Annotated in this window: 17 protein-coding genes; all 17 read left to right on the top strand. The window is 48.1% G+C overall.

Annotated features, from left to right (window positions below):
* Positions 1 to 254: 254 nt before the first annotated feature.
* The 17 genes from ACOYXH_RS17035 to ACOYXH_RS16955 all read left to right on the top strand — a co-directional run bounded on the left by ACOYXH_RS17035 (position 255) and on the right by ACOYXH_RS16955 (position 23,293).
* Positions 255 to 1,697 carry a mannose-1-phosphate guanylyltransferase/mannose-6-phosphate isomerase gene (locus ACOYXH_RS17035; RefSeq protein WP_220556679.1) on the top strand — a complete coding sequence of 481 codons (1,443 nt, stop codon included), beginning with the start codon at positions 255 to 257 and terminating at the stop codon, positions 1,695 to 1,697.
* A 126-nt stretch (positions 1,698 to 1,823) separates the two neighbouring features.
* Positions 1,824 to 3,191, top strand: a complete 1,368-nt coding sequence (locus ACOYXH_RS17030) for a phosphohexomutase domain-containing protein (RefSeq protein WP_460410882.1) — start codon at positions 1,824 to 1,826, stop codon at positions 3,189 to 3,191.
* Entirely contained in the window at positions 3,188 to 3,985 is a 798-nt protein-coding gene (locus ACOYXH_RS17025; RefSeq protein ID WP_460409838.1) for an ABC transporter permease, read from the top strand. Before ACOYXH_RS17030 ends, ACOYXH_RS17025 begins: the two co-directional genes overlap by 4 nt.
* On the top strand, positions 3,985 to 5,208 hold the full coding sequence (locus tag ACOYXH_RS17020) for an ABC transporter ATP-binding protein (protein WP_460409837.1): 1,224 nt from the start codon (positions 3,985 to 3,987) through the stop codon (positions 5,206 to 5,208). Before ACOYXH_RS17025 ends, ACOYXH_RS17020 begins: the two co-directional genes overlap by 1 nt.
* A complete protein-coding gene (locus ACOYXH_RS17015) occupies positions 5,205 to 6,524 on the top strand; it encodes an FkbM family methyltransferase (RefSeq protein ID WP_460409836.1) in 1,320 nt (439 codons plus the stop codon). The genes ACOYXH_RS17020 and ACOYXH_RS17015 overlap by 4 nt, the downstream gene beginning before the upstream one ends.
* Positions 6,524 to 10,150, top strand: a complete 3,627-nt coding sequence (locus ACOYXH_RS17010) for a glycosyltransferase (protein ID WP_460411478.1) — start codon at positions 6,524 to 6,526, stop codon at positions 10,148 to 10,150. The genes ACOYXH_RS17015 and ACOYXH_RS17010 overlap by 1 nt, the downstream gene beginning before the upstream one ends.
* A gap of 1,230 nt (positions 10,151 to 11,380) precedes the next feature.
* A complete protein-coding gene (locus ACOYXH_RS17005; protein WP_460409833.1) occupies positions 11,381 to 12,406 on the top strand; it encodes a glycosyltransferase in 1,026 nt (341 codons plus the stop codon).
* Entirely contained in the window at positions 12,406 to 13,557 is a 1,152-nt protein-coding gene (locus tag ACOYXH_RS17000) for an NAD(P)/FAD-dependent oxidoreductase (RefSeq protein WP_460409832.1), read from the top strand. The genes ACOYXH_RS17005 and ACOYXH_RS17000 overlap by 1 nt, the downstream gene beginning before the upstream one ends.
* A 22-nt stretch (positions 13,558 to 13,579) precedes the next feature.
* Positions 13,580 to 14,374 carry an NAD-dependent epimerase/dehydratase family protein gene (locus ACOYXH_RS16995; RefSeq protein ID WP_460411477.1) on the top strand — a complete coding sequence of 265 codons (795 nt, stop codon included), beginning with the start codon at positions 13,580 to 13,582 and terminating at the stop codon, positions 14,372 to 14,374.
* On the top strand, positions 14,371 to 15,207 hold the full coding sequence (locus tag ACOYXH_RS16990; protein WP_460409829.1) for a sugar phosphate isomerase/epimerase family protein: 837 nt from the start codon (positions 14,371 to 14,373) through the stop codon (positions 15,205 to 15,207). The genes ACOYXH_RS16995 and ACOYXH_RS16990 overlap by 4 nt, the downstream gene beginning before the upstream one ends.
* 2 nt (positions 15,208 to 15,209) lie before the next feature.
* On the top strand, positions 15,210 to 15,566 hold the full coding sequence (locus ACOYXH_RS16985; RefSeq protein WP_460410881.1) for an SMR family transporter: 357 nt from the start codon (positions 15,210 to 15,212) through the stop codon (positions 15,564 to 15,566).
* Positions 15,567 to 15,577: 11 nt separating this feature from the next.
* A complete protein-coding gene (locus ACOYXH_RS16980; RefSeq protein ID WP_460409828.1) occupies positions 15,578 to 16,390 on the top strand; it encodes a glycosyltransferase family 2 protein in 813 nt (270 codons plus the stop codon).
* Positions 16,380 to 18,350: a hypothetical protein gene (locus tag ACOYXH_RS16975; RefSeq protein ID WP_460409827.1), complete on the top strand. Its 1,971-nt coding sequence runs from the start codon at positions 16,380 to 16,382 to the stop codon at positions 18,348 to 18,350. The genes ACOYXH_RS16980 and ACOYXH_RS16975 overlap by 11 nt, the downstream gene beginning before the upstream one ends.
* Positions 18,351 to 19,114: 764 nt before the next feature.
* A complete protein-coding gene (gene gmd, locus ACOYXH_RS16970; protein WP_095048546.1) occupies positions 19,115 to 20,146 on the top strand; it encodes a GDP-mannose 4,6-dehydratase in 1,032 nt (343 codons plus the stop codon).
* A complete protein-coding gene (locus ACOYXH_RS16965; protein WP_336463929.1) occupies positions 20,146 to 21,045 on the top strand; it encodes a GDP-mannose 4,6-dehydratase in 900 nt (299 codons plus the stop codon). Before gmd ends, ACOYXH_RS16965 begins: the two co-directional genes overlap by 1 nt.
* Positions 21,042 to 22,187, top strand: a complete 1,146-nt coding sequence (locus ACOYXH_RS16960) for a glycosyltransferase family 4 protein (protein WP_095125155.1) — start codon at positions 21,042 to 21,044, stop codon at positions 22,185 to 22,187. The genes ACOYXH_RS16965 and ACOYXH_RS16960 overlap by 4 nt, the downstream gene beginning before the upstream one ends.
* Positions 22,184 to 23,293, top strand: coding sequence for a glycosyltransferase family 4 protein (locus ACOYXH_RS16955; protein ID WP_309475297.1), 1,110 nt, complete (start codon positions 22,184 to 22,186; stop codon positions 23,291 to 23,293). The genes ACOYXH_RS16960 and ACOYXH_RS16955 overlap by 4 nt, the downstream gene beginning before the upstream one ends.
* Positions 23,294 to 23,716 lie beyond the last annotated feature (423 nt).

Genomic DNA, 23,716 nt, shown 5'->3' with positions numbered 1-23,716 from the left:
CGGTTCTTACGACTCGCGGTCGTGGGCGGGCAGCTTCGCCTCATTGGGTACGCCTCATAAAAGAAGCCCTGCCCCAATCGTTGATCGGCAAGGATCCGGGTGTTGCGTATTGATTTGGATTTAGGCCGAGCGGCTGTTTTTTTCTTGCGGCTTGGGGCAAGTATTTGCGTCAGTCAGGACGCACAAATGACCGGAAATATAATTGAACCCGTTTCTGGAAGTATCCACTGGAGAGGGGACTAAGGATTGAGAGCATGGAACTGATTCCCGTAATTATGTCTGGCGGAGTGGGCAGCCGGTTGTGGCCTGTTTCTCGAGAAACCCATCCAAAGCCGTTCATGGCACTGCCAGATGGCCAGAATCTAATCCAGAAAACGTTCCTTCGTGCTTCGCGTCTGGAAGGTGTCGTGGAAGTTCTGACGGTGACCAACCGCGAACTCTTGTTCAAGACTGAAGATGAGTACAGCGCAGTCAATTCTGCCAAGCATGCTCAGGCTTTCATTCTTGAACCCTTTGGTCGCAATACAGCGGCGGCCGTTGCCGCAGCGGCACTTCAACTCGAATCCACCCACGGCCCCGATGCCCAGATGCTGGTGTTGGCTGCTGATCACCTGATCAAAGACGAAAAGGCTTTCGCTGCGGCCGTTTCCAGCGCCATGGCGCTGGCTGCCGACGGCTGGTTGGTAACGTTTGGTATTCAGCCAACCTACCCTGAGACTGGGTTCGGTTACATTGAAGCGCAGAAGGATGCCCCTCTTAAAGGTGGCTTGAAAGTCGCGCGTTTTGTCGAAAAGCCTAATCTTGAAACCGCTCAAAACTACGTCAGCGCGGGGAACTACTACTGGAACTCCGGGATGTTCTGCTTCCGTGTGGGCTCCGTCCTGGAAGAGCTTCGTCAACATGCTCCGGATGTAGTCGAGGCGGTTAGCAAAACGATCGATAGCTCGCGTCTGACCTCGTCCGCCAAATACCGTTGCCTGGCCCTTGATGCCGAAGCATTCGCAGCGGTGCCGGATATTTCCATCGATTACGCGTTGATGGAGCGCTCTTCCAAAGTTGCGACTGTTCCCTGTGACATTGGTTGGAGTGATATCGGTTCGTGGAACGCTGTCAGCGAATTGACCGAGCCCGACGAGAACGGTAACCGCTTTGAGGGCGAGGTACTGTCCCATGATTCGCGCAATAACTATGTCAACAGTGAAGACAGGTTGACTGCGCTTGTCGGCGTTGAGGACTTGCTGGTCATTGATACTCCCGACGCGGTGATGATTGCTCACAAGGATCACGCTCAAGACGTGAAGCATATTGTCAATCAGCTAAAGGCCTGCAGTCATACGGTACATTTGCTTCACCGTACGGTGCATCGTCCTTGGGGTACTTACACCACGCTGGAAAACGGCGAGCGTTTCAAGATCAAGCGCATTGTGGTCAAGCCAAAAGCTTCTCTTTCACTGCAAATGCATCACCACAGAAGTGAGCATTGGATCGTTGTGAGCGGTATGGCAATCGTGGTCAACGATCAGCAGGAGCTGATGCTGAACACCAATGAGTCCACGTTCATTCGCGCCGGCCACCAACATCGCCTGATGAACCCGGGAGTCATCGATCTGGTGCTGATCGAAGTGCAGAGTGGTGATTACCTGGGTGAAGACGACATCGTGCGTTTTGAAGATAACTATGGTCGTGTCGACAAATAACGACACTGAACCCGATGCGAGCCCTGCGCCTTGCAGGGTTCAAGCGCCAGTGACATCAAGCCTGGCGGTCCATTCTTGCCGTTGCCGCCTCAGGGCGGCATCGGACATTTCAGCTATGTGAGTAGAATGTATCCTCCTATCGTGACGCAGTGTTTCAAAGCCTATGACATTCGTGGTCAGGTTCCCGCTCAACTCAACGAAGATATCGCTTACCGTATAGGTCGAGCACTCGTGACTGAGTTGCAGGGAAAGGCTTTTGTAGTCGGCCAGGACATGAGGCTCGAAAGTCCTCCTTTGGCGGCAGCGCTGAAGCGTGGCATTACTGAGGCGGGTGCCGACGTAATCGACATCGGCCTATGCGGAACCGAGGAAGTCTATTTCGCTACTAGTCACTACAAAGTCGATGGCGGAGTGATGATTACCGCCAGTCATAACCCCAAAGGCTACAACGGGATGAAGCTCGTCAAGGCCGAGTCTCGCCCAATCAGCGGCGACACGGGGCTGGACGCGATCCGAGTGCGGGTAGATCAAGGTGATCTGGGGGACGTCGCTGCGGCAAAAGGCTCTGTTCGCCAAGCGTTCGACAAAACTGCGTACATCGAACATTTGCTGACCTACATCGACGTCAGTGCTTTGAAGCCCTTAAAGATTCTTGCTGATCCGGGCAATGGCGCTGCCGGGCCTGTACTTCGGGCGCTAGCGGCACGCCTGCCTCTGGAGTGGGTATTTATCAATGAAGAACCTGATGGTCACTTCCCGAACGGTGTCCCGAATCCGCTTCTGCCCGAAAATCGCGAGCTGACTCGTCAGGCCCTACTGGCCAATCAATGCGACATGGGGCTGGCGTGGGACGGAGACTTTGATCGGTGCTTCTTCTTCGACTCTGATGGCCGGTTCATCGAGGGTTACTATCTCGTTGGCCTGCTGGCCGAAATGCTGCTCAAACAACACCCTGGCAGCAAGATCATTCACGATCCGCGTCTGACTTGGAACACCATTGATCAGGTTGAGCGGGCAGGGGGGATTGCCGTACAAAGCAAAACCGGGCATGCCTTTATCAAGGAGCGTATGCGCCACGAAGACGCGGTGTATGGTGGCGAAATGAGTGCCCACCATTACTTCCGAGATTTTGCATATTGCGATAGTGGAATGATTCCGTGGTTATTGGTCGCAGGACTGATGTCAGAGACTTCTACAAGTCTGGCTGCGATGGTGGACGAAAGAATATCTGCTTATCCATGCAGTGGTGAGATTAACTTTAGGGTTAAAGATATTTCGACGGTTATCGACCGAATTAAAGCTTTCTATGACGGTGCGGTTATAAAGGCTGAAAGTATCGACGGCATGAGTCTCGAGTTTGAGACTTGGAGACTGAATGTCCGAGGTTCGAATACTGAACCGCTATTACGTTTGAATGTTGAGACCAGACGAGATCTTGAGCTGCTGGAAAAGCGTGTGCAAGAGATAAGCAATATAATTGAGGTTGAAGGATGAGCCCGGCAGCACTGAAAGCCCTGTGGAGTTATAGAGGCTTTATTCTCGGAAGTGTGAAGCGTGAGTTTCAGTCTAAGTATGCGAACTCCATTCTTGGGATTGCTTGGACTGTTATTCAGCCGTTGGCAATGATTGTTGTTTATACGGTGATTTTTTCACAAATAATGAAATCTAAACTGCCCGGTGTTGAAGGTATGTTTGGATATAGTCTGTATTTGTGTGCAGGCGTTATCACTTGGGGGCTTTTTTCTGAAGTGGTGGGGAGAGCTCAGAATGTATTCATTGATAATGCTAACTTACTCAAGAAGCTAAGTTTTCCTAGGCTGTGCTTGCCAGTGATTCTGGTGCTAAATGCTCTTGTCAATTTTTCGATCATATTCGGATTGTTTTTGGTGTTTATGATTGTTACCGGTAATTTTCCCGGTTTGGTGATTTTGACTTTGATTCCATTGCTTGCAATACAAGTAATGTTTTCTGTAGGGTTGGGGATTGCATTAGGTGTTTTGAACGTTTTTTTTAGGGATGTAGGGCAGTTGTTCGGTGTCATACTGCAATTCTGGTTTTGGCTCACGCCTATTGTCTATCCTGCAAATATACTTCCAGAAAGTGTTCAGAAGTTTATGCAGTTTAACCCAATGTCGCCTCTAATCGCTGCTTACCAAGGTGTAGTGGTTTACGGTGCTGTTCCGCATTGGTCCACACTATGGCCTGTTGCCTTGCTAGGAATTCTGCTTTGCTTTTGGGGGCTGCGCCTGTTCAAGAAACACTCTGGCGAATTGGTGGACGAACTATAATGGGTACTATAAGTGTTCGTGGATTAGGGAAGGCTTACAAGCAATATCCAAATCGTTTGTCCCGCCTTATTGAATGGGTCTTCCCGTTTGCCGGGGAGAAACACAAATTAAAATGGGTGTTGGAAGACGTCAGTTTCGAAGTTGGCGCTGGCGAAGCCGTTGGAATTATCGGTATCAACGGTGCGGGTAAAAGTACTCTCCTAAAGATGATCACAGGAACCACGCTTCCTACTACGGGTGAGGTAAGTTTTTCCGGTAAAGTTGCTGCACTACTAGAGTTGGGTATGGGGTTTCACCCAGACTTTACCGGTAGACAAAATGCACTGATGGCGGGCCAACTTCTCGGGTATCAGGTAGACGATATTAATAGATTAATGCCTTCTATTGAAGCTTTTGCAGAAATTGGCACATACATGGATCAGCCTGTAAGAATGTATTCAAGCGGTATGCAAATGCGATTGGCATTTAGCGTGGCTACCGCCCATAGGCCCGATGTACTGATTGTCGATGAGGCTCTGTCTGTAGGGGATGCGTACTTCCAACACAAAAGTTTTGAGAGAATTCGAGAGTTTCGACGATCAGGAACAACTTTATTGATTGTTTCACACGATAAATCTGCTATTCAGTCTATATGTGATAGGGCCATTTTGCTGAGTAAGGGAAAGCTGGCAATGCAAGGCGATCCAGAAGCTGTTATGGATTACTACAATGCAATGTTAGCTGACAATCAAAACCAAAATGTTACACAGGCAGTGTTATCGAATGGCCAGACTCAGACAGTGTCGGGAACTGGTGAAGCAACCGTTACTGATATTAAGATATTGAATGCCCAAGGTGATGAATTAGAAGTCGTAGATGTTGGCCAACCTGTCAGGCTGAAGGTTGAGGTACTGGTACGTGAGGATATCGATCGGCTGGTACTAGGTTATGGCATTAAAGATCGACTCGGCCAAGTAGTGTACGGAACCAATACCGATCTGAAGGGTGCGCCGCTATATTCTGTTAAAGCCGGCAGTTCTCATATATTCACCTTTGATTTCCAAGCGGCGTTAGGAGAGGGCACATACTCCATACAGACTGCGCTTGTGAGTACAGAAAATCATTTGGTGAATAATTACGAGTGGCGTGACTTGGCGCTGATCTTTAATGTAGTCAACCTCAGCAAATCTAAGTTTGTTGGGTGTGCCTGGATTGACCCTGTCGTAGGTATTGAAACCCAATGACCTTTGTATCCTATGCCCAAAATTATGAAGATGTCATGCTTTATAGAGCGCTAAAGCATGTCGCAAATGGCTTTTATATTGATGTTGGAGCAAATCATCCTGTTGAAGACTCTGTCACTAAAGCATTTTATGAATTGGGGTGGCAGGGTATCAATGTAGAGCCGCTGGAGAGTTATATCGCATTGCTCGAAGAGTCCCGACCTCGCGATAAGAATATTCAATGTGCGTTGAGTGACAGTCCTGGCAGCCTCGATATATGGTCGTGTGATGTCCGTGGCTGGGAAACTTTAGATAAATCGGTTGCGGATGCGCATGAGGCGAAGGGGTTTAACGGGGAGTGGAAGACTACTCAGGTCAGAACGCTGGCAGAGATCACTCAAGAGTACTCACCTTTAGAGGTGCATTTTTTAAAGATTGATGTTGAGGGTTATGAAAAACAGGTACTTCGGGGGGCGAATTTCAAGTCATTTCGCCCTTGGGTGGTTGTCGTAGAGGCCTCAATTCCTGGGACTGCGATCGAAAACTATGAAGACTGGGAGTTTTTACTGACCAGTAATAATTATAAGTTTGTATACGCCGATGGACTTAATAGATTTTATTTGGCCGAAGAGCAAAGCTCTCTTGAGAAGTATTTCAAGTATCCACCTAATATATTTGACGAGTTCTCAACCAAAAAAGAACAGTCTCTAATTGAATGGGCACAAAATAACGAGGCTCTAGTTCTGAAAGCGCAAGCTGAGGTCGAGGATATGAGAAGCCAAAATGTTCAGAGTGGTAACAATATTGCTCAGTTAAATGATCATGTTGTACGACTGGACAAGCGTATTGTGCATCTGGATAATCATATTGAACAGCTAGACCGCCAGATTGCAAAATTGGTCGAGCAGTTTACTCCGTTAGGTGACGAGGTCGCGAAATTAAATCTTGATATAAATAACATCGTTACCAGTAACTCTTGGCGCATAACTGCGCCATTACGCTATATTAAAAATTGTATGACTGGTGCAATAAACAAACCTATGAGTGGTGTTGTTTTGGGGCTGGCCAAAAAAGTTTTTCGCGTGTGTTTCAGAAAAACGGTCGGTTTTATAAATGTTTCGCCTAAGCTTCGTCGATCAATACTTTTCCTTGTAAATAATTTAGGACTAAATAGCGCGGCCAGAAAGTTTTATTATCGTGTCTCCTCGCCCGGATTTGTAGTATCTAATGAACATGTCAAGAAGCAGAAGGTTGATTATTTGGCTATTTCGCCGAATTCCAGGAAAGTGCTTTTTGATTTAAAGCAGGAAATTCAAAAATTGAAGGGTGAAGTTTGATGCGTATAGTTATAGATCTTCAAGGCGCTCAAACGGAAAGCAGGTTTCGAGGTATCGGCCGTTTTACGACGTCTATAACAAAGGCCATTATTGAAAATTGCCGCGGACACCAAATTTATCTGGTGTTGAATGGCATGCTGTCCGAAACTACTTCTGCAGTTTTTGCTGAATTTGACGGAATTATTGATCCTGCGAACATCAAAGTATGGAATGCTGTTGGGCCGGTTCGTTCTATGGAGGAAGGTAATGCCTGGCGTAAGGAAGTTGCGCAGCTATTAAGAGAACACTTTATAGCTTCCTTGCAGCCTGACGTGGTTTATATACCTAGCCTATTTGAAGGTTATGTGGATGATGCGGTGGTGTCCGTGGGTAGGTTCTACGATACGGCCCCGGTGTGTGTAACTCTTTATGATTTGATACCGTTGATGAATCCAGATAAGTATCTGGATTTTAACTCAAATTATAAAAGTTTTTACATGGACAGGATAAAGAGTCTGAAGTCGGCATCTGTGCTTCTGGCTATATCGGAGTCTTCGCGGCAGGAAGGAATTGACCACTTAGAAGAGTTTGGTGGTTCTATTGTTAATGCATCTATCGGTTCGGAGAATCTGTTTTGTATTAAAGATATTTCCTCCGAAGAGCGTGCTGAAATTTTAGAACGCTTCTCTATAAAAGGGGCATTTATTTTATATACTGGCGGTGCAGATGAGCGGAAAAATTTAAACGCTCTGATTCAGTCATATTCTGATATTTCAAAAGACCTAAGGGAAACGCATCAATTGGTTCTCGCAGGGCGAATGACCCTCTCTGAACTCGATAGATTAAAGGCGACTGCCGAAGCTGCTGGATTGCATCAGGATGAGCTTGTATTCGTAGGTTATATTGAAGATCAAGACTTGGCTTATCTTTATAATATGTGCGAGCTTTTTGTATTTCCTTCTTGGCATGAGGGATTTGGCCTGCCACCGTTAGAAGCTATGCTTTGTGGGGCGGTGGTTGTGGGCTCGAATATTTCCAGTATTCCAGAGGTTATCGGTTACTCCGATGCCTTGTTTGATCCCTATTCACTAAGTTCCATTAAGGATGCTATTGAAAAAGGGCTGCGCGACGAAGAGTTTAAGCGACTGTTTAAGGCTCATTCCAAACTGCAAGTTGGAAAGTTTTCTTGGAAGGACAGTGCTCGCATCATAATTGATGAGATGGAAAAGCTTGCCGCTCCTACAGTGGCACTTGCGTGGTCCGAGAGTCATGCTATTGAAGAGGTGGAATATAAGCGCATTATCTCTGAAGTTGCCGCACTAACAGTTAAATATTCCGATGTTCAAGATGAGCAGTTGGTGAAGTGTTCCGTAGCAATTAATAGAAATTTAGAAGTCATTCGGAATGCTCATCGCACTGTGTTGCGCCAAGAAAAACTGACATGGCGAATTGAAGGGCCTTTTGATTCTTCTTACAGTTTGGCCCTATTGAATCGCGAGACAGCCATTGCGCTCGATTCTTTGGGGCATCATGTCGTGTTGCATTCAACGGAAGGGGGGGGGGATTTCTATCCGAATGAAAGCATTTTCACAAAAGAACCTAAATTAAAGAGTTTGTATGATCGTAGTTTTGAAGTTGGCTCTCTGAACTCTGATGTGGTAAGTCGAAATCTATATCCGCCTAGGGTGGAGGATATGGATAGTAATTTCAACATGCTTCATCATTACGCCTGGGAAGAGGGCGGTTTTCCTATAGAGTGGGTTGAGAACTTCAATGAGTATCTACAAGGGATTACAAGTCTATCTCGTCACGTAGAGAAAATACTGATTGATAATGGTGTTTCTGTCCCGTTAATGACATCTGGATGCGGGGTTGATCATTGGTTGCGGATTCAAGCTGATAGCTCTTTTGCTGTCGAAGGAAAAGATTTTAAATTTCTGCATGTCTCTTCATGCTTTCCGCGAAAGGGGGCGGATGTTTTACTCAAGGCATATGGCGAAGTCTTTAGCAGTGCAGATCCAGTGACTTTGATAATAAAAACGTTCAAAAATCCTCATAATTTAATTCATGAGTGGCTAGTCGACGCTGCCAGCCAGAAGCCAGATTTTCCACATGTTGTAATTATAGAAGATGATTTAACAGACGGTGAATTAAAGTCGCTATATTTGGCCTCGGATGTGTTGGTTGCTCCTAGCAGAGCCGAAGGTTTTGGTTTGCCTATGGCAGAAGCGATGCTTTCTGGTCTACCTGTAATTACAACAGGTTGGGGTGGGCAAACCGATTTTTGCAACGTTGATACTTCTTGGTTGGTTGACTACAGCTTTTCCCCTGCTGAAACGCATTTCGGATTATTTGGATCCGTTTGGGCTGAACCGAAGCAGGCTCATCTAGGGGAAATCATGCTGGAGGTCTACAAAACTCCTCTAGAAGAAAGAAAGCAGAAATCGATAAGAGGTAGCGAGCTCCTTTTAAAGAATTTTACCTGGGAAATTGTTTGTGCCCGGCTTGTTGCAGCTGCACAAAAATGGTCCGCAAACCCGGAAATTGTCAACGGTTCGATTGGTTGGATAACCTCTTGGAATACACGCTGCGGCATCGCAAGTTATTCAGAGCATCTAGTAAACAATTTTCCTGCCCCTGTTAAAATTCTGGCGCCTTATGCTAGTGACCAAGTAGCCATCGATGATGAAACAGTAGTTCGCTGCTGGACGATGTCTGAGGATGAACGATTAACGGAGCTTTCTGCACAGATTGAATCGTTAGATCTTGATATATTAGTTATCCAGTTTAATTACGGGTTCTATAATTTTCAGGCTTTTTCTGATTTTCTTAATGCGCAACTGGATAAAGAGAAAGTAGTTGTAGTTGTTATGCATGCAACGGTAGATCCGATACACGTACCTCATAGAAAATTGAGCATGCTCAGAGACGCGTTATCTCGTTGTCACAGGGTGTTCGTGCATTCGATTGCGGATATGAATAGATTGAAAGATCTTTCATTAGTCGATAACGTTGCGATTTTTCCGCACGGAGTATTGGATCACTCTATTCAAGCGCCGACGCAAAATCTTGTATTTAAAGTCGCATCATATGGTTTTTTCTTGCCCCACAAAGGGCTTCTTGAATTGATCGAGGCGATAGGTTTACTTCGTGGTAAAGGTGTGAAAGTTGAGCTTCACATGATAAATGCCGAGTATCCGGCGGCAGAGTCAAAGAATATAATTCAGCAGGCAAAGGATAAGATTTCGGAACTGTCACTTCAGGATACTATAAGCTTGAATACGGCTTTTTTACCTGATAGTGAGTGTCTGGAATCTTTAAGTAAAATGGATCTTATTGTTTTTCCGTATCAAGACACTGGTGAGTCATCCAGTGCGGCAGTGAGATATGGGCTGGTTACGGGGAGGCCTGTTGCAGTAACTCCCCTTGCAATTTTTGATGATGTAAAACCAGCCGTTCATCATTTGCCGGGTACGAGTCCAGAGGCAATTGCATCTGGGATTGAATTATTGATGGGGGATATTGCGTCTGAAAAAGGGCAGAACGTTGCATTAAATGCAGAGCGCTGGAGAGCCGCGCATCGTTATTCTAAGGTTTCGAACAGACTTTACAATACTCTTCGCGCTCTTCATGTTCAGATGCGTTGATTAATTAGCCGGTTTTTTAATTGCTATTCGACAGCCACTCACTTTATTGGTTTGGCTGTCGGTAGCTAGAGCCCAACAGGTTGAGTCTGTTAAAAAAGTTAGCGGTCTTTGCTGCGTATTAATGCTTCCTGTTGAGATGCTATTTTTGAGCTTTCCAGTATGTGATGGTTTTTTGCTCTGGCGCATTAAGATAGATATATTTCAACAGTCTACAGCACGTTACAGATCAGATACTGCGATATCAACCCCTAAAACCAGCTTTTTTAGATAGTTATATATTGCCTTCGGCGTAAGTGAGCTATGATCCTACATTAAAAGCCATCGAGTGTTCCCGGATGCTGCGCTTCCGATTCTTTTCATTAGCCGGCAACTCATGATGCGACCCGACGCCAAATTCTAATTAGTGTACCTCGACCCTTAGCGATTGAACTTGTGAAGATCCACCGGTGGCGCGTTCGCTCTGGTCGAGCTGGATATCAAGGTCGCCGCGTTCGACCTTATGTGCTTTTCCGAACTGCCGCTGCGACCGGTGGAAATCCTCTCCCGCTGAAGTAGATTGACCCTGCGGCGCACCGCTTGCCCGGCAACTCTAAGCGAGCGGCTGACGTTGACATGGCGAGAGTCTTGATCTATCACGAGGCCAGAGTGCTCGCGCTTGAATTTAGCGGAGAGTAAAGACACGGGTTGGTTATCAGAATCCTCTATTTGATAAGCATTCTCGCCTAAATGGATCCGGTTTTGTTAGGCCAATACAGATATTAACCCGGCGAACGGTTATGGGATTTGTGCCGCGTTGGTTCGACCCAGCAGCCGATGCTTTCCGACCGCGAAGCCGAGTTATGGTTAGCGAGCGAGACCACTGCTAACTCTGTTTATGGTAAATTCTTCGTTCCTTGACACGGACAAGATCAAGCACAGAGCACTATTCCCAAGGCGTAAAAATTTCTTATCCATTAGAATTAGGTTTTTTACGATGAGCGCAAAAACGTGAACCATTTCAGCCGTACAACCCCCTTAGGACGCCTCGAAAAGTCTCCTAATGGGGCGATTCCAGAGATAAAAATGCCCACGCTCGCAGCTAGCCGTTGGTCCGCCTCCTAGAGGCTAGGTAATACTGGCCGTGTCGCCACGCCCCGCTTCAACAGGGCGTATTTTTTCGTTCAGTCAGGATGCCCTGGATTTTGGTTTTAGCTGACAATGTCTTAGGTTATCCATTTTAAGAATACCAAAATGCCCTTTTTTCCTTGTTTTTTGTCTGTTGTGTTTGTGTTGAGAAACCAGTCAGCAAATATTGAAAAAATCCTGTCCGACGCGGCAGCAGTCGTTGCGAATGTCGTCAGTGATTATGAGTTGATCGTGGTGGATAACGCCTCGGATGACGACAGTATTTTGATGATGAAGCGGTTGACCGCTGAAAACGGATTGGCCAATTTACAAGTGTATGCCCTGACCAAAGAGGTGGATGCGGATACCGCCTCGTGGGTTGGATTGGAGAATGCACTTGGTGATTTCGTTGTCGTTGTCGATCCGTTGGTCGATGACATTAGTTTTGTCCCTAAGATGCTCGATCAAGCGGTCAGCGGTGCTGATGTGGTGTTTGCTAATAATGCGCAAAAACCCGCTCAGAGCCTTGCTTATCGCGGCGCTTACGCCGTATTTCATAGCCTTTACAATCACTTCAATGGTGTTCATCTGGCTAAGGAGGCGCCGCAATACCGCATTCTGAGCAAGCGGGTGATCAATTTCATCCTGCAGCATCCACAGCCGGCGATGACCTACAGGCACCTGCCTGCAACGGGTGGGTTCGCGCGTGCTTACTTGAATTATAGTTCCGCGCCGCGGGCATCTCGGCCAAAGCGATTGGGCGAGAGCATTGACCGTGGCATGCGCTTGCTGGTGTCGACCACTCGTGCGCCGATGCGTTTGGTGACCTCGCTCTCCCTGTTCGGTGCGGTCGCCAACCTGCTGTACTGCGTTTATGTACTCGCGGTTGGCATTCTAAAAACCGATGTTGCTCCGGGTTGGATCAGCTTTTCCTTACAACAGTCGGGGATGTTCTTTCTGATCTCGCTAGTTCTGCTGGTCTTAGGTGAATACATTTTGAACATGGCTAGCCTGTCGAATGAGGGCCCGCTTTATCATGTAGGCCAAGAATTTACCAGTGCCCGTATGACCCGGCTTGAAAAGCTGAACATCGAAGAAGTTGTGTCAGGTTCAGCCGAGACGAAAAACCCGACCATTGAACGTATTTCCTGATGTTGGACCTCGATCCAAACCAATCCACTCAGGATGCCGTGATAATCGGGGGTGGGTTCTACGGTGCGGCTATCGCTGTGTATCTTGCCAAGCAGCGCGGCCTTAAGCGCATTCTGCTAATTGAACGTGAGCCGGCGTTGCTAATGCGTGCCTCTTACAACAATCAGGCGCGTGTGCATAACGGTTATCACTACCCACGTAGTTTCACGACCGCTTATCGAAGCCGGGTAAACTTGCCCAAATTTGTACGGGACTGGCCGCTTGCTGTTAAGCGAGACTTCACCAAGCTTTACGCCATCGCCCGTAGAAACTCGAAAGTTACGGCCAAACAGTTCGAACGCTTTTGTCGGGACATTGGGGCGGATATCCAGCCAGCAGATCACGTGTCGCGGGCTCTATTTGAACCCCGTCTGATCGAAGATGTGTACCTGGTCGAAGAATATGCGTTTGACACGACACAGCTCGTGAACTGGGCAGAGCGCGAGCTGAGAGAAAGCGGGGTGCAGATCCACTACCAAACACGGGTGACTGCGATCTTGAAAGGGGCAGAGCTGCCGTTGAAGGTTGTGGCCGAGATGTCGCAGGGCGGCCAGGAAGTCATCAACTGTCGCTATGTATTCAACTGCACCTATAGCGGCCTTAATCAGTTCAAGGGCGATTTTCCCGGTGTTAGTATCGGTCTCAAGCAAGAAATCACGGAAATGACCCTGATGCAGATGCCCGAATCACTCGATGGTTTGGGTATCACGGTAATGGATGGTCCGTTTTTCTCGATGATGCCCTTTCCCGCGCGTCGACTGCATACCTTGTCACATGTTCGCTATACGCCGCACCTGCACTGGAATGATCAACAAGGAGTCGACCCCTACGAAAAGCTGCGCCACTACCAACGAGATACCCGTGTGGATCGGATGGTCCGGGATGTGGGGCGCTATATCCCTGAGGTGCTGAAAGCCAAACACATCGACTCATTATTCGAGATTAAAACCGTTCTTGTTAAGAACGAGGGCGATGACGGAAGGCCAATCCTTTTTGAGAAGCACGCAGAGTTGCCAGGATGTTATTCGGTGCTTGGGGGTAAAATTGACAATATTTATGACGTTCTTGAAAAGCTTGAAGCTGAGAGCATTGTCAGTGTCGATGGTCTATAAAAATATATATTTGGAGAAGTGAATGTTTAGTTCGCTTATTGGTTATTCGGGTTACGTGGGCGGCACGCTTCTTAAACAGGAAAATTTCACGTCTCTTTATCGCTCATCCAATATTGGCGATATCGACAACCAGTCATTTGATATGGTGGTGTGTGCCGGTGCTCCGGCACAGAAGTGGATCGCCAACCGGGAGCCCGAAGCGGATCGACAAAAAATTGAGGAGCTGATCGCGCACCTCAAAACCATCCAGTGCAAAACCTTTATTTTGATCAGTACGGTGGATGTCTTTAAGAATCCTATTGGTGTTGACGAGGACACTTCTGTAGATGAGTCGGGCCTGCATGCCTATGGTTTGCATCGACGACTGCTGGAGACATTCGTCGAAGAAAATTTCCCGCGTCACCTGATTGTTCGTCTGCCAGGACTGGTTGGTCCAGGTCTGCGCAAGAACGTTATCTTCGATTTTCTGAATGACAACAACCTTCAGGCAATTGATACCCGGGGGGTGTTCCAGTTCTACCCGATGGTTAACCTTTGGTATGACATTCAAGTCGCACTCAATGCCGGTTTGAAATTGGTTCATCTCACCGCAGAGCCCGTTCGCGTGGAGGAAATTTCCCAACAGGGCTTCGGTAAAGCCTTCACCAACACCTTGGCTCACCCCGTTGCGGCCTATGACCTCCGGACCAAGCATGCCCGAGTATTTGGTTCGTCGGGCGGCTATCAATACAGCGCCCGCGAAACGATCCAAGCGGTTAGAGCCTACGCGCAGTCTGAACCGCTAAAGATTAAAGCTGATGCGGAGACGAGCGTATGAGGTTGTCGATTTCCAATATTGCGTGGGACGCCCCCGAAGATGAAGCGATCGCGACCATGCTTCAACGCTATGCGGTTGATGCCATAGATATCGCGCCTGGAAAGTATTTTCCAAAACCCGATAAAGCTACGAATGAAGATATTGCTCGAGTCAAAGACTGGTGGGCAGAGCGTGGCATCGAGATAACCGGCATGCAGGCGCTGTTATTCGGCACAACGGGACTAAATATCTTTGGCTCTGCAGAAAGCCAAGCAACCTTGCTAACGCATTTGGCGGCGATTTGCCGCATTGGTGCTGGTTTGGGGGCAAATCGGTTGGTTTTTGGCTCACCCAAGAATCGTGATCGCAGTGGGTTGAACGATCAAGAGGCTTTGGACGTAGCGATTCCTTTTTTCCGACAGCTGGGGGATATCGCGCAAGCTTGCGGGGTAACTATCTGCCTTGAGCCCAACCCAACCTGTTACGGCGCTAACTTTATGACCACCAGTGCGGAAACAGCCAATGTTGTGAAATGCGTTGCGCATCCGGCCATCCGGATGCAGCTAGATACAGGTGCGCTAACCATTAATGGCGAAAATCCTCTGGTGATATTACAGGAGTGTGCCACTCTGATTGGGCATGTACATGTCAGTGAGCCCGATCTGTTGCCTTTGGGTGATGGCGGCACTGAGCATGGAAAAATGGCTGCCGCGCTGTCGCGGTATCTGCCTGCTCATGTGATCTCCATTGAAATGTTGGCGACCAAGAATGAGTCGCATCTGATGTCAATTGAACGATCCCTTCAGGTAGCGATGCGGGATTATCGCAGTGTCGGTGTTGGAGTGAGTGTATGAGTATGAAGTGGCTCATCCTTATTCTCGGCATTCTCTCCAATGCTTCCGCCAGTGTACTGGTTAAGATGGCCATGATGTCGCCGCGCAAGTTTCCTTCCCTCAGCGACCCATTGGCCGCGCTGAGTAATTGGCCTTTTTGGCTGGGGCTTGTGCTATATGGTGCGGCCTTTCTGCTTTATGCCGCTGCCCTGGCACGTCTGCCGCTGAATGTGGCACACCCGGTTCTGACTGCAGGAGCGGTGGCTACTGTCGCCCTGTTTTCGGTCGTGTTTTTTCGTGAATCCTTCCACTGGACTACAGGGGCAGGGATCGTACTGGTAATTGCCGGCGTAGGGCTGATTACAGCTCGCGTGGCTTGATGGTAAACATGATGACCTCTCCTGAAATTGCTCATTCTGCCCGCGAAACGTGGCAAGTACCCTCGTTTGACACGCAACTCTGGCTTGGCCGTCAGCACCCTTGGTGCGTGGTAATCCCAGTTATTAATGAGGGTGAACGAATCAAGAGCCTGCTGGATAGAATGGCAGCGCTTAATATTGAAAATATTGCTGATATCATTATTGTCGATGGCGGCACCACGGATGGCTCGCTGGAGTTGTCAGCGTTACAACGGGTCGGCGTACGCGGGTTGCTGGTCAAGACCGCCTCCGGAAAACTCAGTGCCCAGCTTCGTTGTGCATACGCCTTTGCACTCGATAAGAGCTATGAGGGAATCGTGACCATTGATGGTAACGACAAGGATGATCCCGAGGCGATATCGCGCTTTATTGATGCGCTGAAACAGGGCGTTGATTTTGTGCAGGCCTCGCGCTTCATTGCGGGAGGCGTCGCTGAGAACACTCCGAAGTCACGAGATTTTGCCATTCGATTCATTCATGCGCCGATGCTAAGTCTTTTCTCCGGATTTGAGTGGACTGACACCACTCAAGGCTTTCGGGCTTACAGCCGGAAAATGCTGTTAGACCCGAAAGTGGCTCCCTTTCGTGATGTATTTATGACATACGAATTGCTAGCTTATCTTTCTTATCGGGCACCGAAGCTGGGTCATCGCTGCGTGGAGTTGCCGACAGTTCGACGTTACCCAAAAGGTGAAGTGCCGACCAAGATCAGTAGTGTGAAGGGTAACTTTCAGGTTTTTACCGTCCTCTTGAAAACATGTTTTGGTTTTTATAATGAAGATTGATTCAACTTTTAAAGTTCGTGCTGGACAGCTATCGCACTATTTTTTTGTTTTGGTGTTGGGTTTTCTCTACGCTGTTTTTTTGCACTACACGCTTGGCATGGATGGGTTTTGGGATACTGCTAACTATCACTTGTTTATAGGTTGGGCTGCTTTAAATCTTTCACCGTATGAGTTTGGTGCGGTAGCCCAGTATCATACTTACTTAAATCCACTTATAGATATTGTAAATTATAAGGCTTTTACGGTGCATCCATATGTTGGTGCCGCCTTTCATGCTGCTGTACTCTCTGTGGTGATACTTTTTTTATATTTTTTGGCAAGTTTTTCGGTTGCAATAGATAGATATAAATTAGGTGTTATTGCTGCTGTTGTCATTGGTGCCACAGGTGCGATGACTGTTTCCTTGTTTGGATCATTTACAAATGAGCATGTAATAGCTTTGTTTGTATTGGCAGCTCTAATTCTTGCGGTAAGAAATATTGACGTCGGCGGCGGGGGGGCGTTTCTTGCTGCAGGAATTTTTCTTGGTATCGCTGTCGGTTTTAAGCTTACCGCAATTTCGTATGCGATCGGGCTCCTGGCAACGATATCTGTGTGCAGCAAATTTAATTTGAAAATTATTTTTTTTGTATGCCTAGGTGTTGGACTTGGGGTTTTAGTCGCAGATGGCCTATTTATGGTCTTACGATTTGAGGTGGTTGGAAATCCTGTATTTCCACTGGCAAACAATATTTTTAAATCACCCTATTTTCCAGTTGAATGGAAGTCTTTTAGTTCTTTTGAGTTTGGAAAAATCCCTTATTATTTGTCGCTACCATTAGTTTGGCTCACCGCTAGTGATTTCTCCGAAGCTAAAGACGTTCGAGATGGAAGATTTTTACTTGCGTATATAGGGATTGCGTTAATTTTTGCAGCCTCACTCCAAAAAAAATTCCTCACAAAAAAACAATTTTTCATTGTGTTTTTTTTCTTGGTGTCATGGTTTTCGTGGATTCTGATTTTTCGGATATACCGATATCTCGTTGTTCTTGAGTTGCTGTCAGGAGTAATTTTTCTAATTGGGATTTCAGTCTTTTTTGGACAGGAAAAAAAATATTTAGAAAAGTGTTTGGCGGTAATAGCAGCGTCTTGGTTTCTGTATTGCATCACTGTTTACCCGAACTGGGGTAGACGAGTATGGCAAGATGAATTTTACAAGAGTGATTTAGTCGATGTGATTGGTGGAAATAGAGCGGATATTATTTTTTATGCAGATGAGCGACTTTCTTATCTTTCTCCGCAATTGAAATCTTCAAATATCCCCTTCGGAAATTTGTTTTCTCAGCCATGGTATGATTCAAATCGGTATGGAAATCCAATTGATCCTAAGGGTGTTGATATATCGAATAAGTCAAAGGTGTATTTTTTGCAGTATTCTCGAGTAGATCCTCGATCTAGTAGTAGCTACTTAAATGGTTTATTTGGTGATGATGTCTTCAGTTGCAAGAAGGTGCACACTAATATGTTGTGGGATCCTTATCTTTGCTCTTTGCAAAATTTATCCGATATAGCTATTCCAACAGTTTTTGTTGGTGAGAGTTATAGCTATAATACTGACAAGGTTTTGTTTTTTAATGGTTGGTCATATCCAGAGCCTGGGCACTTATGGACGGAAGGATACAAGTCAACCATGCTGTTTAAAATAGATGGCGTGCCTGAGGGTTGTACTCCCTTTGTTGCAATTAGTGGAAGTACTCTAGGTGAGCAGTCGCTTTCTGCTTATATAAATGGGGTTGAAGTAAGTAGAGAGAAGCTAAATGGCCAATTTGAGAGTGTGATTAAAATAGGCAGATTGGAATCCAGTGGTAGGAGTGCTATTAAGTTGGATCTTGATCTGCCAGACGCAACCACACCAAATAATGGAGATCTCAGGGTGTTGGCAATTTCTCTGCGTTCTTTGAGTTTCGGTTGCAATCGCTAGTTTCCTGTCTCTGAAATAGCTTTCTATTTTGAGCTATGTTTCTTTGGCCGGTAACTGTGGAGTGAATACATAGATTCTCAAGAGATTGTATTCAGTGAGAACAGCAAAATCCAACTGAGCCGACGCATTTCAGCGCGCCGGCTCGTGGTGCTCGGGTGATTTCAGCGGGAGGGTCGTAGTCCGCTCGCGCAACTCTAGATAGCCCTTTCTGTAAGGGCATTCAGTTGTCACGGTAATTGGCCCCTTTCGAAAAAAATTATAGCGATGGCAGCACTCGTGGTAGGAGCTGAGAATAGTTGCTTATAATTTGCTACAGAGGTGTGAGAAGGCTTGGATTTAATCATGGGGGTAATGCTGGTAGGAAATTAGTACGGGGTGATCAGTATGTCGACGGCTTGCCACTGCAAAGCGTATTGGCGCATGGCGATGCTGCGATACACCCTGCGCCGCAGCTAGCTCGGATATCTACAGCTTTGTCGAGACAGCGAAGTTCAAAGGGTAGTCAGTGGAAGGTGCGAAGCGCTGTTACCGTCGAGCTGTTCGCCAGAGATGTCGCGGTAAACAGAAAGCGCATCTGGCGGAACGTATGCTTCATGGATCGCGTGCGACCATTCATGCGCAGCACCTCGTTTCGCCTATCGTCTAAGCCTTTAGGCTTCTGTATGATTCACAGCTAGGCCGCTCTGCGGATTTTCCTGCGGAGCCAAACATAATATTTACTCATCATGCCTGCTTAGGCGATAAATGGAGTTTAGAGGATTCGCATGAAAGCAATCGTTACTGGCATCACTGGTCAAGACGGCGCCTACCTGGCGGAACTGCTGCTGGAGAAGGGGTACACCGTTTACGGTACCTACCGTCGTACCAGTTCTGTCAATTTCTGGCGTATCGAAGAGCTGGGTATCCAGCAGAACCCTAACCTGCATTTGGTCGAATATGATCTGACAGATCTCTCTGCCAGCATCCGTTTGCTGCAAACCACTGAAGCCACCGAGGTGTATAACCTCGCCGCGCAGAGCTTTGTGGGCGTGTCGTTCGAGCAGCCAATCACTACGGCCGAAATCACCGGCCTTGGTGCCGTGAACCTTCTGGAAGCGATCCGCATCGTCAATCCAAAGGTGCGTTTCTACCAGGCATCGACTTCTGAAATGTTTGGTCAGGTACAGGCTATTCCGCAGGTCGAGAGCACGCCTTTCTATCCGCGCAGCCCTTACGGTGTCGCCAAGCTTTACGCTCACTGGATGACCATCAACTACCGTGAGTCGTACGGTATTTTTGCGACCAGCGGCATTTTGTTCAACCACGAATCGCCTCTGCGTGGTCGTGAGTTCGTAACCCGCAAGATCACTGACTCCGTGGCCAAGATCAAGCTCGGTCTGCTCGATAAAATGGAGCTGGGCAACCTCGATGCCAAACGTGACTGGGGTTTTGCCAAGGAGTACGTAGAAGGCATGTGGCGCATGCTGCAGGCCGACGTACCGGATACCTTCGTATTGGCGACCAATCGTACCGAGACCGTCCGTGATTTCGTATCGATGGCATTCAAGGCCGCTGGTATCACTATTTCCTGGTCGGGTACTGCTGAAGCCGAACAGGGCACTGATGCTGCTACCGGCAAGGTACTGGTTACCATCAATCCGAAGTTCTACCGTCCTACCGAAGTTGAGTTGCTGATCGGCAACCCGGCCAAGGCCAAGGAAGTATTGGGTTGGGAACCGAAAACTTCGCTTGAAGAGCTTTGCCGCATGATGGTCGAGGCTGACCTGCGCCGTAACAAGCAAGGGTTCTCTTTCTGATGATCAATGCTGGCAAACGTGCGCTGATTACGGGTATTCATGGATTTACCGGTCGCTACATGGCGGCTGAGTTGCAAGCTCATGGCTACGAAGTTGTCGGGATGGGCAGTCAACCCTCCGACGATCACAATTATCATCAAGTCGATCTGGCTGACGGTATTGGTCTACGCACGTTGCTGGCAAAGATTCAGCCGGATGTCGTTGTGCACCTTGCAGCTCTGGCATTTGTCGGACATGGTGCGGCGGATGCGTTCTATCAAGTCAACTTGATAGGCACGCGTAATCTGCTGGATGCTGTTGCCGCTAGCGGGAAGGCTCCGGATTGCGTTTTGATTGCCAGCAGCGCCAATGTCTATGGCAATGCATCAGGTGGCATGTTGTCGGAAGCTACAGTGCCGGCTCCTGCCAACGATTACGCCGTTAGCAAGCTGGCCATGGAGTACATGGCCAAGCTCTGGATGGATCGTCTTCCCATAGTTATCGCGCGGCCATTCAATTACACAGGTGTTGGGCAGGCCGAGAACTTCCTGTTGCCGAAAATCGTCTCCCATTTCCTGCGCAAGGCGCCTAGGATTGAATTGGGTAACCTCGACGTTTGGCGCGACTTCAGTGATGTTCGGGCTTTGGTCAAGGCTTATCGTGGTTTGATCGACGCGAAACCTTTGGGGCAAATCGTGAATGTCAGTTCGGGACAAACGCACTCACTTCGAGAGGTTATCGAGTTGTGCAAGTCGCTGACTGGGCATGACATCGAAGTCGACGTGAATCCAGCGTTTGTTCGCGCCAACGAGGTGAAAACCTTGTGCGGGGATAACTCGAAGCTGCGGGATCTGGTTCCCGGATGGGCAACGGCGCCTTTGAGCGAAACCCTGAGCTGGATGCTGACGGTTGATAAATGAAGTTAATTCTTTCTGTTGAGCCGGTCCGTTTTCCACTGACCGGCATTGGTCGCTACACCTATGAGTTGGCGCTGCGACTGCAGCAGAATCGTGAAATTACTGACCTGCAGTTTTTTGCAGGTCGGCGATTTCTACCGTCGTTGCCTGCTGCTTCCGATACGTCGGGTAACGGTTATGGTCTGAAGCGAGCCGTTCAGAAGAATTTCCTGGCGGTTGAGGCCTATCGTTTGCTGATGCCATTGCTCAGGAAGCGAGCGCTTAAAGGTCATGGTGAATTTCTTTACCACAGCCCCAATTATTATCTGCCTCCGTTTGCCGGACGCAGTGTTGCTACCTTTCACGATCTTTCTCCCTTTACGTGGTCCCACTGTCATGCGCCGCAACTTGTGCGCTATTTGCAGAAGGAGCTCAAGACGACGTTGGTCAGGGCTGACGCTTTGATAACGGACTCTGAATACACGCGTAAAGAGTTGTCCGACTATTTTTCCTGGCCTATTGAGCGGATACACACTGTGCCGTTGGCCAGTTCTGCCGAGTTTCATCCTCGGTCCGCGGACGACCTCCGGTTGACTCTGTCGCGACATGGTCTTGAGGCGGGCGGCTACAGCTTGTTTGTGGGTACCATCGAGCCGCGCAAGAATATTGATACCTTGCTCAATGCTTATTCACGTCTGCCACTGGAGCTGCGCAAGCGCTGGCCGCTCGTGTTGACGGGTTACTATGGATGGCAAAACGAGGATATTCATAACCGGCTTGAAAGCGCACGTCGCGAGGGCTGGGCCTACTATCTCGGTTTTGTTCCCAGCGAAGACTTGCCTCTGTTGTTTGCCGGTGCGCGGCTATTTACCTTCCCTTCGTTGTACGAGGGTTTCGGTTTACCGGTGCTAGAGGCTATGAGTTCGGGCGTTCCCGTCGTTTGCTCCAACAGTTCTTCCCTGCCAGAGGTTGCCGGTAATGCGGCACTTATGTGCGAAGCAACGGACACGCTGGCGTTGACTGAGCTTTTGCGCCGAGGCCTTGAAGATGAGGTGTGGCGCGCCAGCGCCATTGAACAGGGATTACTGCACGCAGCGAAGTTTTCCTGGGAGCGGTGCGCAAAAGAAACGTTCGAGGTTTATCAGAAGGTGGTCGACGGGCGATGATCAAGGTTCTGCACTTCTTCAAGACTTATTACCCGGAGACAATGGGGGGCATCGAACAAGTCATCTTTCAGATTGCCGAAGGTGGTTTACAACACGGGTACGAGTCCCAGGTGCTCTATCTCAGTGAGCGAGGGGCTGCACGCAATGAACCGATTGCGCATCATCTGACCCATCGCTCAAAACTGGATCTTCACGTTGCTTCTACGGGATTCTCGTTTTCGGCGCTCAGGGATTTCATCGAGCTGGCTCGAGAAGCGGATATTGTTCACTACCATTTTCCGTGGCCTTACATGGATCTCGTTCATTTTGCGAGTCGAGTCGGCAAGCCCAGTGTGGTTAGCTATCACTCCGATATCGTCAAGCAGAAAACGCTGCTCAAACTTTATCAGCCATTGATGAATCGCTTCCTGTCCAGTGTTGACTGTATTGTCGCGTCGTCGCCAAATTATCTGGCAAGCAGCCCGGTTTTGACCCGATTTGAAGATAAGGTACGTGTTGTTCCTTACGGTCTGGATCGCTCGACTTATCCCGTCCCTTCTGCAGAGAAACTGGCATTCTGGCGAGACCGGTTGGGTGAGCGTTTTTTTCTTTTTGTAGGTGCCCTGCGTTATTACAAGGGCCTGGATTTTTTGCTTGAGGCAGCCAGGACGACCGGGTTACCGGTGGCCATTCTTGGAGGCGGGCATCTTGAAGCAGAACTCAAGGCTCAAGCCGCGGAAGCGGGTGTGTCCAACGTGCATTTTCTGGGGTTGTTACCTGACGAAGACAAGGCTGCGCTGCTGACACTTTGCTACGCTTTTGTCTTTCCGTCGCATTTGAGATCGGAGTCTTTCGGAATTTCCCTGCTCGAAGGGGCTATGTACGGAAAACCGATGATCTCTTGTGAAATTGGATCGGGCACCACCTACATCAATATTGCCGGAGAAACCGGATTGGTCGTCCCTCCCAGGGATTCCATTGCATTGGCACAGGCTATGACAAGGCTGTGGAGCGAACCCGCTACAGCTGCCAGGATGGGCTTGGCCGCCGAACGCCGGTTTGAGGAGGTGTTTTCCTCAAGTTTAATGGCGCAATCTTACGCTGATATTTATCGCTCGTTGCTTTAAAACTTTTCGCAACCCATGTTAATGGGCTGTTAGGGCAATACCCCAGTCTGGCGGATGTTTGCGGATAATTAGAATCGTAGTTTTTTGCGTTTTATTATCTGGATGCTTGCGTGCAAGTTTTTCTCCAGAAAAGTTTGTTTGAGTTTATATTGCTTGTTGCAGAGTCTATGCGCGAGTTTGCCAAAGAACTTGTTTGTTAACAGTATGTCAGTCGCGCAAAATGTAGCAGTGAATTTTGCCTCAATGAAGGCAGGTTTCAGGGTGTGTTTTTCTGACGTGGCGCAAGTTGTCTTTTCCTGCTGCTTTGAAGTGGCCAAGAATCGCGTAATTCAATAGACTGCCGCTCGCATATCCCTCGACGACGCGATCTCCATGGTTGCTACAGTCACGCGTCCATTTGCCGCTTCAACGAGGCTGTTGTCG

The sequence above is a fragment of the Pseudomonas sp. Mb7 genome (genome assembly GCF_054790525.1).
Note: the sequence above shows the minus strand (reverse complement) of the source record. Positions and strands in the feature narration are given on the sequence as shown.

Coding starts and splice junctions, on each gene's coding strand:
- ACOYXH_RS17035 (WP_220556679.1), top strand. CDS start 255: ATGGAACTGATTCCCGTAATTATGTCTGGCGGAGTGGGCAGCCGGTTG.
- ACOYXH_RS17030 (WP_460410882.1), top strand. CDS start 1,824: ATGTATCCTCCTATCGTGACGCAGTGTTTCAAAGCCTATGACATTCGT.
- ACOYXH_RS17025 (WP_460409838.1), top strand. CDS start 3,188: ATGAGCCCGGCAGCACTGAAAGCCCTGTGGAGTTATAGAGGCTTTATT.
- ACOYXH_RS17020 (WP_460409837.1), top strand. CDS start 3,985: ATGGGTACTATAAGTGTTCGTGGATTAGGGAAGGCTTACAAGCAATAT.
- ACOYXH_RS17015 (WP_460409836.1), top strand. CDS start 5,205: ATGACCTTTGTATCCTATGCCCAAAATTATGAAGATGTCATGCTTTAT.
- ACOYXH_RS17010 (WP_460411478.1), top strand. CDS start 6,524: ATGCGTATAGTTATAGATCTTCAAGGCGCTCAAACGGAAAGCAGGTTT.
- ACOYXH_RS17005 (WP_460409833.1), top strand. CDS start 11,381: ATGCCCTTTTTTCCTTGTTTTTTGTCTGTTGTGTTTGTGTTGAGAAAC.
- ACOYXH_RS17000 (WP_460409832.1), top strand. CDS start 12,406: ATGTTGGACCTCGATCCAAACCAATCCACTCAGGATGCCGTGATAATC.
- ACOYXH_RS16995 (WP_460411477.1), top strand. CDS start 13,580: ATGTTTAGTTCGCTTATTGGTTATTCGGGTTACGTGGGCGGCACGCTT.
- ACOYXH_RS16990 (WP_460409829.1), top strand. CDS start 14,371: ATGAGGTTGTCGATTTCCAATATTGCGTGGGACGCCCCCGAAGATGAA.
- ACOYXH_RS16985 (WP_460410881.1), top strand. CDS start 15,210: ATGAAGTGGCTCATCCTTATTCTCGGCATTCTCTCCAATGCTTCCGCC.
- ACOYXH_RS16980 (WP_460409828.1), top strand. CDS start 15,578: ATGACCTCTCCTGAAATTGCTCATTCTGCCCGCGAAACGTGGCAAGTA.
- ACOYXH_RS16975 (WP_460409827.1), top strand. CDS start 16,380: ATGAAGATTGATTCAACTTTTAAAGTTCGTGCTGGACAGCTATCGCAC.
- gmd (WP_095048546.1), top strand. CDS start 19,115: ATGAAAGCAATCGTTACTGGCATCACTGGTCAAGACGGCGCCTACCTG.
- ACOYXH_RS16965 (WP_336463929.1), top strand. CDS start 20,146: ATGATCAATGCTGGCAAACGTGCGCTGATTACGGGTATTCATGGATTT.
- ACOYXH_RS16960 (WP_095125155.1), top strand. CDS start 21,042: ATGAAGTTAATTCTTTCTGTTGAGCCGGTCCGTTTTCCACTGACCGGC.
- ACOYXH_RS16955 (WP_309475297.1), top strand. CDS start 22,184: ATGATCAAGGTTCTGCACTTCTTCAAGACTTATTACCCGGAGACAATG.